Here is a 12,132-nt window from a genome sequence, read left to right on the forward strand (position 1 = left end):
GACAGAATGCCAAGGAATCGACGCAGCTATGAAAAAACACGGCACATTGCGCTTTCCGGCCTGCTGTTTGCGCTGGCCATGGCGCTGTCTTTTATTGAAGGCACACTCACCATCCCGGGCCTTTTGCCGGGCATGAAGCTGGGCCTTGCCAACATCGTAGTGATGTATGCGCTGTTTTTCATGGGGCCAAAGCAGGCACTGGTGCTGGATGTGCTCAAGGCGCTGTTCGTGTTTCTGGTGTCCGGCTTCACAGCGGGCTTCCTCTCGCTGTGCGGCGGCCTGCTTTCGCTGCTGGTGATGTGGGTGCTGTACTACCTGCTGCCGGTGCGGCCCACCTGGTTCATCCTGTCGGTGTGCGGTGCGCTGACCCACAACGTGGGGCAGCTGCTGGGCGCGGGCGTCATCATCTCGTCGTCACTGTCCTTCTACTATGCACCGGTCATGCTGGTGCTGGGCCTTGTGATGGGCGCGCTGACCTCCGTCACCCTGAAAGCCATTCTGCCTGCTCTGGGCAAAATGGGCTTTTCCACCCAGGAAAAGCGGGGAGAATAACCAACCGTCCATGCACCACAGTTGCATTTTGCCCGGAAATCAGTATAATAAGGAAACAACCCACAATTTTAATAGATACCCGATCTTACAGGGCTGCCATATGGGGAAAGTGTATGGCAGCCGGGAGGTGTTTGCATAATGAGTGAAAAAGTTACCATCAAGGTGGAGCATCGCGAGCTTCACCTGCCCACCATCGCTCTGCGCGGCCTTGTGGTGTTCCCCAACAACCTCGTGCACTTCGAGGTGGGCCGGGAAAAGAGCATCGCTGCCGTGGAATGGGCCATGGCCAATAACTCCAACGTTTTTCTGGTGGCCCAGAAGGCGATGGAGACCAGCGACCCCACCCAGGCAGACCTGTTCAGCTACGGCGTTGTAGCCGAAGTCAAGCAGGTGCTGCGGGTCTCCGAGGACCTTGTGAAGGTGCTGGTGGAGGGCAAGTACCGCGCCAAGCTCACCGAGCTGGACACCAGCGGCGATTTTCTGCTTTCTGCGGTGCGCCCGGCCCCGGTGCGTGCCGGCAAGGCCGAGGATGCCGTGGAGACCGAAGCACTGCTGCGGGCCCTCAAGACCGGCTTTGATGAATACCTCGGCATGAACCCGCGTCTGGGCAAGGACGTGGTGTTTGCCATCGTTTCCAGCGACGACCCGGCGTTCCTCAGCGAGTACATGCCCGCAAACCTGTTGTTCCGCTATGAGGACAAGCAGGCTGTCATGGACGAAAGCACTCTGAACGGGCGGCTGAAAAAGCTGGTCGAGATGCTGCGCCGCGAGTGTCAGGTGATGAAAATTGAAAAGGAGATCGCGGAAAAGGTCAACGAGTCCATGGACAAGAACCAGCGCGATTACTACCTGCACGAACAGCTGCACATCATCAGCGATGAACTGGGCGAGGGCGACGACACCCACGCCGAAGCCGACGAGTACCGCCGCAGGATCACGGAACTGCACCTTGCGGAGGACAGCGAGAAGAAGCTGCTCAAAGAAGTGGACCGCCTTTCCAAAATGCAGGGCTCCAATCAGGAAGCTACCGTTATCCGCACCTATCTGGACACCTGCCTGGACCTGCCGTGGAACACCTTCACGGTGGATGACCTGGACATTGCCCGTGCCCAGCAGATTTTGGACCGTGACCACTACGGCCTGAAGAAGGTGAAGGACCGCATTCTGGAAACGCTGGCCGTGCGCAAACTGGCACCGGACGTGAAGGCACAGATCATCTGCCTTGTGGGCCCTCCGGGCGTCGGCAAAACCAGTATTGCACGCTCCATCGCCGAAAGCCTGGGCCGCAAGTATGTGCGCATCAGTCTGGGCGGCGTGCGGGATGAAGCCGAGATCCGCGGCCACCGCCGCACCTACATCGGCGCCATGCCCGGCAAGATCATCAGCGCGATGATCTCGGCCAAGAGCTCCAATCCGCTGATGCTGCTGGACGAGATCGACAAGCTGGCAGGCGACTTCCGGGGCGACCCGGCGGCCGCTCTGCTGGAAGCACTGGACCCGGAGCAGAACAGCACCTTCAACGATCATTTCATTGATATCCCGTTCGATCTGAGCCATGTGCTGTTCATCACCACTGCCAACGATCTGGGCAGCATCCCCGGCCCGCTGCGCGACCGCATGGACGTCATCGAACTGCCCAGCTACACCCGCGTGGAGAAGTACAACATCGCCCGCAAGCACCTGCTGCCCAAGCAGCTCAAGGCCTGCGGCCTGACCGGCAAGGTCACCCTGAGCCAGAGCGCGCTGTACGGCATCATCGACGGCTACACCCGCGAGGCCGGTGTGCGCAACCTGGAGCGCACCATCACCAGTGTGCTGCGCAAGTGCGCCCGCAAGATCGCATCCGGCGAGGTGGAGAGTGTGTCTGTCACCGGCACCATGCTGGAAGAACTGCTGGGCCCCCGCTTCGTCAAGCCCGACTTCCTCAACCGCACCAATGCCATCGGCATCGCCAACGGTCTGGCCTGGACCAGTGTGGGCGGCGAGACCCTGCCCATTGAGGTGCAGGTGATGGACAACGGCAGCGGCAAGATCACGGTCACCGGCTCACTGGGCGACGTGATGAAGGAAAGTGCCCAGCTGGCCATCACCTGGGTGCGCGTCCACGCCGAGGAGTACGGCATCGACCCGGAGCGTCTCAAGAAATGTGACCTGCACATCCACGCCCCGGAGGGCGCGGTGCCCAAGGACGGCCCCTCTGCGGGCGTCACCCTGACCACGGCACTGGTGTCCTGCCTGTCCGGGATGCCGGTGCGCGGCGATGTGGCCATGACCGGCGAGATCACCCTGCACGGCAACGTGCTGCCCATCGGCGGCCTGCGCGAAAAGAGCATGGCGGCCTACCGCGAGGGCATGAAGACCGTGCTCATCCCCAAGGACAACGAACCCGACCTCTACGAAGTGGACGACGAGGTGAAGAAGAACCTGACCTTCCTGCCCATGCAGAGCCTGACCCAGGTGCTGAATGCAGCCCTGCTCAAGCCCCAGGACCCGAAGAAGGCCAAGGCCCCGGCCAGCCGCACCCGCACAAAGAAAAAGGCGGACGCCATCGTGCCGCCCACCGCAGAAAAGCCCCAGCCCGGCGCAGTGTGCTGAGAATAGGGCGGGCCAGCAGATAGCTTTCTCCGCGAACAGCGACGGGTTGCGGCACCCAGCATCCGCTTCGCTATCGCTTGCGTCTTGCTGGCCGCGGCCCCAACAGCAACTCCTTGTTTCCGCCACCGGCGGCGGTCGTTGCCGTTGCAGGACTGCAGTCCCGCCCCAACGCTTGCGCGCCGGGGCCCCACCCCCAGGACATTCGCTGGAGAAACTATCTGCCGGCCCGCCGGACAAGCCCCTATAAAAGAAAGGAAAGCTCCATGAATTACAACAAAGCTGATTTTATTGCCAGCTATGGCATTTCCAGCCAGCTGCCCGAGAGCGACCGCCCGGAACTGAGCTTTTCGGGGCGGTCCAATGTGGGCAAATCCAGCCTCATCAACAAGCTGTGCAGCCGCAAAAACCTCGCCCGTGTGTCCAGCACCCCGGGCAAAACGGCCACCATCAACTTCTACTCGGTGGACGACTGCTATTTTGTGGACCTGCCCGGCTACGGTTACGCCAAGGTGAGCAACGCCGACCGTGAGCGCTGGGATGACCTGATCAACAGCTACTTCGAAGCCCCGCGCCACCACACCCTGCTGGTGCAGCTGCTGGACTGCCGCCATGCGCCCAGCGCCGATGATGAGCAGATGCTGCGCTACCTGCACTATCATCAGATCCCCTATGTGGTGGCCCTGACCAAGGCCGACAAGCTGAAAAAGAGCCAGCTGGCCAAAACGCTGGAAGACTTCGAGAACCTCTGCCGCCCCTACGGCTGCCAGAAGGTGGTGCTGACCAGCGGCGAGAACGGCTACGGCATCCCGGAGCTGCAGGCGGTGCTCAACGCCGCGGTTGCCGCCGAGAGCGAGGAAGCGGAGTAAACCATGGCCTACAACGAATTTGCCTATTTTTACGATGAGTTCAACGGCGAGGCCGACTATGATGCGCTGTATGCCCACATCCGCGAAAAGCTGGAAGCCCACGGCATCCGGGACGGCATCGTGGCGGACCTGGGCTGCGGCACCGGGGAACTGACCCTCATGCTCACCCAGGCAGGCTATGATATGATCGGCATCGACCAGTCGGAGGAGATGCTCTGCGTTGTGCGCGATAAGGCCGAACAGCTGGGCCTTTCCGGCAAATTGCTGCTTTTGCGGCAGGATCTGCTCAAGCTTGACCTCTACGGCACCATCCGGGCGGCAGTGTCCACCTTTGACACCTTCAACCACATCCCGGACCTGGACACGGCCATTGCCAACGCGGGCTTTTTCATGGAGAAGGGCGGCGTGTTCCTCTTTGACATGAACACGCCATATAAGCACCAGAACGTGCTGGGTGACAACGAATTCACCTTTGAGGAAGAAGATGCGTCCTGCATCTGGCGCAACCACTACGACGCGGAGAACCGCCGAGTGGAGATTACCGTGGACATCGACTACCACGAGACGGCAGAGCACTTCCACGAGCAGTTCTATGAGTACACCTACGACCTTGACACCATCCGCACTGCGCTGGAAAAGCACGGCTTTGCGCTGGAAAGCGTCTGCGACGGCGAGACCTTCGGCCCGCTGACCGAGGAGAGCCAGCGCTACTTCTTCTGCGCAGTCAAGCAGTATACACAATTGGAGGGATAACCTATGGCAAATCTGATCCGCGGCCTGTCGGAAAACGGCGGCGTCGTGTTCTGTGGCGTGGACTCTACGGAAATCGTCCGCAAGGCCGAGCAGCTCCACACCACCAGCGCCACCTGCAGCGCCGCTCTGGGCCGTCTGCTCACCGGTGCGGCCCTGATGGGCTCCATGCTCAAGGATGACCGCGACAAGATCACCCTGCGCGTGTCCGGCGGCGGCCACACCGGCGTGGTCATTGCCTGCACCGACGGCACCGGCAACGTGAAGGGCTGCATCGACAACCCGCTGGTGGAGCTGCCCCTGAAGGAGAACGGCCACCTGGACGTGGGCGGTGCCGTGGGCCGCGACGGTGTGCTGACCGTCATCCGCGACAACAGCCTGCAGAAGGAGCCCACCGTGGGCCAGGTGCCGCTGGTCTCCGGCGAGATCGCCGAGGACCTGACCGCCTACTACGCCTACAGCGAGCAGGTGCCCACCGTCATGGCACTGGGCGTGCTGGTGGACAAGGACCTGTCCATCCTGTGCGCAGGCGGCTTTATGGTGCAGCTGCTGCCCGGTGCCACCGATGCTGAGATCGATCAGCTGGAAAAGAATATCGCGGCCATGCCGTCTGTCACCACCATGCTGCACGAGGGCAAGACCCCCGAGGACATGATGCAGATGGCACTGGCAGGTTTTGCCCCCAACGTCCTGGACGAGCGCGACGTGCACTACCAGTGCGACTGCAGCGCTGAGCGCACCAAGGAGATGCTGTTCAGCCTGGGCCGCAAGGAACTGGTGAAGATGCGCGACGAGGACCCGAACTGCGAAGTGGTGTGCCACTTCTGCCACAGCAAGTATCAGTACGACCTCAACGATCTGATCGCGGAGTACGACGCCCAGAAACAGGAATAAACAGTAAAATAAGCAGCAAAAAAGACCTTCCCGCCGGGAAGGTCTTTTTGCGTCTTACGCACAAATATCGGCCACGATCGTATAGGTCACCGTATAGTCCAGCGCATCGCCGCTGGCCGTGCAGTCCTCTTTGCGGGCAACGATCTCTGCGTCTGGGAAGGTCTCTTTCAGTGCCTGCAGGCTCTGCAGCCGGGCCAGCGCGGCGGCCTGTTCCTCGGTGCGGCAGAGCACGGCGGGCTGCTGGGCGTACCAGCAGGTCTCCTGCACCGAGCAGGGGAGCGGCAGCCCGAAAAGATCTGCCGCAAAATGCCGGGTCTGGCTTGCGGCATTCTCCGCTGCCGGGGCGGCAGGCAGTGCGAAATGGTGCCCGAACAGCAGCAGTTCGTATTCGACAGAAACCGCTCCGGACCGCTGCAGAACGTCCTCCTTCAGCAGCACTTGCCGGGTGTCGCTCCACTCGAACTGGGCGGTCACGGTGCCCGCCGCCGGCGCAAAGATCAGGGTGCCGTCCCGCTCGGCGCGGGCCGTGCCGATCAGCCCCTGCCCGGCTTCCACCTGCTGCCCGGGCACCACCAGCATGGTGCCGCTGACAAGGTTTGTGCGCACCACCGTGCCGCCGCACTTGGCCCGGATGCCGTGCAGCGTCCCGGCGGCAATGTCCGGTTTCGGCTTTGCGGCAGCAGCTTCCACCACCAGGCGGCCCTTCGCAAAGTTCAGGCTGGCCCAGGAGAACTCGCCGCTTTGCAAAAGGGCGTATTCCCCGGCGGTGAGCTTTGCTTCGGTCACGGCAGAGCCGGGCTGCAGGTCGTTTGCCCGCAGAACGGCCGCCGCCCGGGCGGCCTGCCCGGTGGTGAGGGTGCTGGTATCCACCGTCCAGACATACTGCTGCGCCCAGAGCAGCAGCGGCACGAACAGCGCCAGCCCCGCCCAGAGCCCGGCCCGCCGCAGCAGGGGCCGGATGCAAAAATAAAGTCCCTGCCGCTTGTGCACCCGCAGCCGCACCCGCAGTTTCCGCGCCAGCGCGGCGAACCGTCGGTACTGCCACGCGGCGCAGTGGGCGCAAAAGCCGCCGGGCCGGGCCGAGACACCGTAGGGGTGCAGCCCCTGCGCCGATGCCTCGCTCAGAAGGGCCTCGACGCTGCCGTTTTGTGCGGTGAACTCCACCGCGGCCCAGAATCGTACCGGCTCCATTCAGGCCTCCTGTTCATCGGAAAAATCCACGCGCAGAATTTTTCCGGAAAGGGTCAACCGGTCTGCCGTGAGGGTGAGGATCCTCAGCCCGTCGCCGCAGATCGTGAGCTGTCCGCGCGGCATCTGCAGGCGCAGCTGGTCCTCGTCGTAGAGCAGGATGGCCCGGAAGTGCTCGACCTCCAGCCGGTTGCCGCTCTGGTAGATGGACGGCGTGCGGTAGAAACCGGCGGGCGGTTGGCGGAACAGCGCGGCCAGCCAGCTGCGCAGGGAAAGCCGCCTGCTGTGCTTGTTTGGCATTTCCGCTCCCTCCCATCCGGCAGTGTTAGGCATGGCCAATTGCTACATATATATGGACGGGGAGGGTGAGCTTATGAATCGGAGGCTGAAAATCCGGCGGGCTGCGTTTCTGGTGCTGGCGCTGGCCACGGCGGTGCTGGTGTTTGCCGCCCCGGGCCTTTGCGCCGATACGCTGCGGCAGGGGCTGCAGCTGTGCGGCGGGCCGCTGCTGGTGTCGCTGTTCCCATTTTTGATCGTCTCGGCCCTGCTGATGCAGAGCGGGGCGGGGGAATGGCTGGGCGTTTTGTTCCGCCCGGCGGCGCGGCTCATCGGCGTCCGGGCCAAAAGCGCGGGCGGCGTGCTGCTCATCGGGGCGCTGGGCGGTTTCGCCCCGGCGGCTTCGGCGGCAGCACAGGCGGTGCAAACCGGGCAGCTCTCGGCAAAGCAGGCATCCGCGCTGCTGCCTGCCTGTATTTGTTCCGGGCCATCTTTTGTCATCCTCACGGTGGGGGAGCAGATGTTGGGCAGCCGGGCGCTGGGGGTGCGGCTCTTTGCGGCACAGCTGTTGGCGGGGTATCTCTCGGCGGCACTGCTGTACCGCCTGCAGGGCGGCGGCGCAAGCGGGAGCACGCCGCCCCTGAAAGCGCCCGGCCTGCTCCAGCCGCTGGATGCCATCATCGCGCAGGCGGCCGTGACCTACCTCAAGCTCTGCGGCTTTGTGCTGTACTTCCGGCTGCTGGCGGCAGGCTGCGGCCATTTTCTGCCAGGAGGCTTTGCTGCCCTGCCTGCCATGCTACTGGAAGTGTGCTCCGGCTGCGACTATGCATCCCGCACCGGCTTTTGGGCCAGCAGCCTGTGCTGCGCGGCACTGAGCCTGCAGGGCGCTTCGGTGCTTTTGCAGGTGCGCACCATCTGCCCGCCGGAAATTTCCTTCCGGCCGCTGCTGGCCGCCCGGCTGCTGCACCTGCCGCTGTCACTGGCACTGTTTTATCTCGGCCTGCCGCAGCAGGCGGTGGAGACCTTCACCACCCTGCCGGAGCGGGTCATTCTGATGCGCCGCGTCCCGCTGGACTGCGCCCTGCTGGCCTTTGCCCTGTGCTGCCTGACGGCATGGGAGCTGTGCAAAGCCTGCGCAGAACAAAAAACTCCCGGAGACCCATAACGTCTCCGGGAGTTTTTGGAGCTACTGACCTGATTCGAACAGGCGACCTGCTCATTACGAGCGGGCAAATATATCAAAATAAATGGCATACTATCGAGAAGAAAGAAATTGCTTGCGCCACTTTTGCGCCACCGAAGGGCTAGCCCGTCTGTTTTCGGAGATAGGAGTCGAGCCGGTTGATCTTCTTTTTCTTAAATTTTTTATCAAGAGATGTATAGATGCCGAGGGTGACGCTGATGTCTTTATGGCCCATCTGATCGCGGGCGGTGAGGACATCGACACCGGCAAAGTACATCAGGGTGCAGAAGGTGTGCCGCAGCTGATGCGGGGTAAAGGGCTCGATGCGCATGGGCAGGCCGCCCGGGCGTTTTTTGCTTTCCGCACCGTTGTAGCCGTACTTCACGTTCAGGTCGGCCATGTAGCTGCTCCACAGTGTTTTCCATGCCTGCTCGGTCATGCGGCGGCCCTTTACCGTGTGCAGCACATACAGACAGCCGTCCTGCTGGGTCTTGAGGTAGTCCACGAGGATGCGGGGAATGTTGACCACACGGCGGCCTGCCGCAGTCTTGGGCTTTTTGGTCTTTTGGTTGTGGAAGTTATAGCCGCTGTTGACAGTGATCGTGGCGGCGTCCAGGTCTACGTCGGCCCATGTGAGGGCGGTGGCTTCGCCGCGGCGCAGGCCGGAGTAAAGCAGCAGCATGGCAGCGCGCTGGGCGCGGTGGGGCGTTTCACGGATCCAGCGCTGCTGTTCTTCCGAGATGGGTTCACGGGGCTCGGGGTCGGCACCGGCAGGGCAGGTGGTCTTGACGATGGGGTTATACTGGACGATCTCAGGGATGGCCAGCTCATACGCGGCCTTTGCGCTGCTGCGCAGGTTGGACAGGGTGAAGTGGGACAAGGGCGGCTTGCCGTCGTGCCAGTCGGCCAGAGCGTTCAGCACCTTCTGAAAATCGGCCGTCCGCAGGTCGGCGGCGGGATGCTCCAGCAGCGGACCCCAATGATTTTTGTTATCCTCGTAGCGGTCAAGGCTTTTCTGGCCGATGCCCTTGGCCTTTTTGGCTGCGATCAGGTTATCGTACAGGGTGGCAAGGGTGGCCTTGGCCTGCGCCGGGTCCATGCCTTTGCCCAGTGCTGCGCGGTAGGCTTCCGCTGCAGCGCGGGCTTCGCGGGCGGTGGTGCCATAAAAACTTTTGTATTTTGGCTTGCCGCTTTCATCCTTACCGATACAGACGCGATAGCGGTAACGGCCATCGGAACCTTTTTTGTTTGTCATGCAGCAAAACCTCCCGGCTTGCGCGCCCGGCCGGGAGGTGGTACAATAGACCCGGCAGGCGCAAAAAGATTTACCTTCGTTTTGTGTAAGCTTCCATTCAGCCCGGCGTTGCTCGTACCAGCGCCGGGTACTTCTTTTTTCAAAAAACTCACGGCTTGCAGAAATCACAGGGCCGCGCTACAATCAAAGAGCGGAAACGCGATGGGTTGTAAGGCATTCATGATTACTCCTACTTATTCGGGCAACAGGCAGCAGAAGGTCCCCCGGCTGGAAACAGCTGGGGGATTTTCTGTTTTTAAAAACGCAAATAAACGCAATAGATGTTGCGTATGCAACTTTTGGAGTGTTTACAAGTGTTGGATGAATTAGTATAATGATGGTGTAACTGATATCCAGTTACAGAAAAACGGAGGCCATGCATAATGTATGAGCAAAATTGATACACTGATAAGGAAACTCTGCCAGAAACCAACACCGGCAGACTTTCGTTATACAGACCTTTGTAAAATCATGAAGCATTTTGGGTACGAAGAATCCAATAAAGGAGCAACCTCTGGTTCACGGGTGCGATTTTACAACCCGGAAACAGGGGCGATGGTATCACTCCACAAGCCGCATCCAGGTGATCAGATGGTAAAAGGCTCGGTGGAAAGCGTGGTACAGTTTTTGAAGGAGCATGATCACGTATGAAAAATGTACTGCATTATAAGGGATATTCCGCAAAACCGGAATATTCCGCCGAAGATCAGGTGTTTTACGGAAAAATTCTGGGTATTGACGATCTGGTAGATTTCTACACAGAGAATGCAAAGGAACTTGAGCAAGAATTTCATGCAGCAGTAGATGACTATCTGGCATTCTGCCAAGAAGTTGGAAAGCAGCCGCAGAAAGAGTTTAGCGGGACATTCAATGTCCGCATTTCACCGGAATTGCATCGAAAAGCGTTCCGGAAAGCACAAGAGGATGGAATCGCGTTAAACAAAGTTGTAGAGAATGCACTGACGGAATATCTTTCTCCTGCATGGCACGAGAATCGTACCGTTATTCTGCCGGAAGAAATGGCGAAAATGTATTCAGCAGAAGAACAGACAGTGGACACCGCACCAGATGATGCCAGCCATCTGGCATTATGGAAGCGGAACTGGACTGTAGTAAATGGAAGAACGGAGATGAAGAAAAGATGCTGAAAGAACTGTTGAACAATCGATGCCGGATCCAGCTGGAAAAAGTAGAAATGAACGCATTGGACGATCCGGCGGAAGAAACAGGCAGTCTGGAAGTAATTGTATCGGATTCGGTGACTACAAAAAAGAAATCGGATTGCCTGCGGGTAGAGTGCACACGGCATGTTGGATTTGAACCTGCCTGCAATTTTGAAATTACGGTAACATATTCTGTGGAGCATTATCTGAAAGAATCAGATTCGCTGAAAGAAGTATCTGATGCGGCAATCCAGAAGGAAGTGGAAGAAAACATACCGTTCTATATTCAGGAAAAGCGTGGATTGATGAATCGCGTATCGTTAATTATTGCACAACTGACCTCTGCGTTTGACAGCGCACCTATGATTTTGCCGCCGTATTTTCAGACCGAAGAATCTACAACTTAATAGAGCGCGTTGGCCTGCCGGGCAAAACCGGTGGGCTTTTTCTTTTGCAAAAAGAGCGCCCGGCGGGGCGCTCATGAATCAGAACAGATCGCTATGGGTACCGGTGCGGGTCAGATACAGGATCAGCGCAGCTCCTTCATCATTTCATCCACGTCGGTGTAGGTCTTGCCCAGAGTGGGGTCTGCCTTCATCTGCTTGACTTCACGGATCGCTTCCTGCGTTTCGGCATTGGGCACATCGCCGCTGATCTCGAACGGAATGCGGTTCTCCCGCACGGCCTTGCGGGCAAAAATATTGACAGCTGTGGTCATGGTCATGCCCATATCGGCGCAGAATGCTTCGAACTGCTTTTTAAGATTGGCATCCATACGGATGTTAATGTTTGCGGTATTGGCCATAGTATCACCTTCCTCATGCTCATTGTATTGCGATTTGCGCACAATGTCAACATAAAAGAAATGAATTTTACGTTAAATCGTTGATCGGAAGATGGGACGGCTTGCATAGACTGAATGGAGATGCTAAAATAAAATCAAGCAAGCTCGCGGATTGCTTTTACGATGGATGCAGAGTTCCAACCGACTTGCCGGGTGGCTTTGGACTGGAGCTCAAGCGGCATATAAACACCGCCCCAGGGCATAATAGCAATAATAGGTTTCCCCATACGCATGGCTTCGTTTACTTCATACGCCATCCATTCATGATAAAGCGTATACATGCCGCCGATCACAAGAACGACTTGTGCATTTTTAATTTTAGCGGTGATGGCTTCTTTGATTTCTGCCTTAGAGGCATGGGAGGAAGAAAGCGCCAAAGGCTTTTCTTTTGGTGCGGAATAATTGTAATAAGAAAAGTTTGAAGTACTATCCAGAAGGGCAACGAGGCGATCATATTCTTCGCCATACTTCCATGCGTGGCTGATAAAGATACGGTAATTAGATAAAGCAGGCATTTTGAACGTCCT

At 59.0% G+C, this 12,132-nt stretch carries 14 protein-coding genes; 9 read left to right on the top strand and 5 right to left on the bottom strand.

Annotation, left to right across the window (positions count from 1 at the left end):
- The first annotated feature begins 6 nt into the window (after positions 1 to 6).
- From CGS49_RS11225 to hslO, 5 genes are all read left to right on the top strand, one after another.
- Positions 7 to 552 (top strand): Gx transporter family protein, encoded by a 546-nt coding sequence (locus CGS49_RS11225; protein ID WP_097801890.1) that lies wholly within the window; start codon positions 7 to 9, stop codon positions 550 to 552.
- A 138-nt stretch (positions 553 to 690) separates the two neighbouring features.
- A complete protein-coding gene (lon, locus tag CGS49_RS11230; protein WP_097801891.1) occupies positions 691 to 3,147 on the top strand; it encodes an endopeptidase La in 2,457 nt (818 codons plus the stop codon).
- Positions 3,148 to 3,410: 263 nt separating this feature from the next.
- A complete protein-coding gene (yihA, locus tag CGS49_RS11235) occupies positions 3,411 to 4,013 on the top strand; it encodes a ribosome biogenesis GTP-binding protein YihA/YsxC (protein WP_097801892.1) in 603 nt (200 codons plus the stop codon).
- A 3-nt stretch (positions 4,014 to 4,016) separates the two neighbouring features.
- Positions 4,017 to 4,766 (top strand): class I SAM-dependent DNA methyltransferase, encoded by a 750-nt coding sequence (locus CGS49_RS11240; RefSeq protein ID WP_097801893.1) that lies wholly within the window; start codon positions 4,017 to 4,019, stop codon positions 4,764 to 4,766.
- A 3-nt stretch (positions 4,767 to 4,769) separates the two neighbouring features.
- The gene (hslO, locus tag CGS49_RS11245) at positions 4,770 to 5,657 is read left to right on the top strand and encodes an Hsp33 family molecular chaperone HslO (protein ID WP_097801894.1); all 888 of its coding nucleotides are present in this window, start codon (positions 4,770 to 4,772) and stop codon (positions 5,655 to 5,657) included.
- Between the two features lie 54 nt (positions 5,658 to 5,711).
- On the opposite strand, the gene CGS49_RS11250 is transcribed toward hslO, so the two are convergent.
- A complete protein-coding gene (locus CGS49_RS11250) occupies positions 5,712 to 6,848 on the bottom strand; it encodes a sporulation protein YqfD (RefSeq protein ID WP_097801895.1) in 1,137 nt (378 codons plus the stop codon).
- The gene (locus CGS49_RS11255) at positions 6,849 to 7,145 is read right to left on the bottom strand and encodes a YabP/YqfC family sporulation protein (protein WP_097801896.1); all 297 of its coding nucleotides are present in this window, start codon (positions 7,143 to 7,145) and stop codon (positions 6,849 to 6,851) included.
- 73 nt (positions 7,146 to 7,218) lie between these two features.
- Between CGS49_RS11255 and CGS49_RS11260 the strand changes: the two genes are divergently transcribed.
- Positions 7,219 to 8,286 carry a hypothetical protein gene (locus tag CGS49_RS11260; protein ID WP_097801897.1) on the top strand — a complete coding sequence of 356 codons (1,068 nt, stop codon included), beginning with the start codon at positions 7,219 to 7,221 and terminating at the stop codon, positions 8,284 to 8,286.
- Positions 8,287 to 8,425: 139 nt separating this feature from the next.
- On the opposite strand, the gene CGS49_RS11265 is transcribed toward CGS49_RS11260, so the two are convergent.
- Complete coding sequence (locus tag CGS49_RS11265) at positions 8,426 to 9,559, bottom strand: tyrosine-type recombinase/integrase (RefSeq protein WP_097801898.1); 1,134 nt, start codon at positions 9,557 to 9,559, stop codon at positions 8,426 to 8,428.
- A 426-nt stretch (positions 9,560 to 9,985) separates the two neighbouring features.
- On the opposite strand from CGS49_RS11265, the gene CGS49_RS11270 reads away from it, so the two are divergent.
- From CGS49_RS11270 to CGS49_RS11280, 3 genes are read left to right on the top strand one after another with little or no spacing between them, the layout of a single operon-like run.
- Positions 9,986 to 10,249 carry a type II toxin-antitoxin system HicA family toxin gene (locus CGS49_RS11270; protein ID WP_097801899.1) on the top strand — a complete coding sequence of 88 codons (264 nt, stop codon included), beginning with the start codon at positions 9,986 to 9,988 and terminating at the stop codon, positions 10,247 to 10,249.
- Positions 10,246 to 10,746 (top strand): type II toxin-antitoxin system HicB family antitoxin, encoded by a 501-nt coding sequence (locus tag CGS49_RS11275; RefSeq protein ID WP_097801900.1) that lies wholly within the window; start codon positions 10,246 to 10,248, stop codon positions 10,744 to 10,746. The genes CGS49_RS11270 and CGS49_RS11275 overlap by 4 nt, the downstream gene beginning before the upstream one ends.
- The gene (locus CGS49_RS11280; RefSeq protein ID WP_097801901.1) at positions 10,740 to 11,168 is read left to right on the top strand and encodes a hypothetical protein; all 429 of its coding nucleotides are present in this window, start codon (positions 10,740 to 10,742) and stop codon (positions 11,166 to 11,168) included. The genes CGS49_RS11275 and CGS49_RS11280 overlap by 7 nt, the downstream gene beginning before the upstream one ends.
- A gap of 122 nt (positions 11,169 to 11,290) precedes the next feature.
- Here CGS49_RS11280 and CGS49_RS11285 read toward each other — a convergent pair whose 3' ends face one another.
- Together CGS49_RS11285 and CGS49_RS11290 are read right to left on the bottom strand one after the other, a co-directional pair.
- Positions 11,291 to 11,566, bottom strand: coding sequence for a type II toxin-antitoxin system RelB/DinJ family antitoxin (locus tag CGS49_RS11285; RefSeq protein WP_097801902.1), 276 nt, complete (start codon positions 11,564 to 11,566; stop codon positions 11,291 to 11,293).
- A 134-nt stretch (positions 11,567 to 11,700) separates the two neighbouring features.
- Positions 11,701 to 12,120, bottom strand: coding sequence for a TIR domain-containing protein (locus CGS49_RS11290; protein WP_097801903.1), 420 nt, complete (start codon positions 12,118 to 12,120; stop codon positions 11,701 to 11,703).
- Positions 12,121 to 12,132 lie beyond the last annotated feature (12 nt).

Source organism: Faecalibacterium langellae (assembly GCF_002549775.1).
In the GTDB taxonomy this organism is placed as follows: Bacteria; Bacillota; Clostridia; order Oscillospirales; family Ruminococcaceae; genus Faecalibacterium; species Faecalibacterium langellae.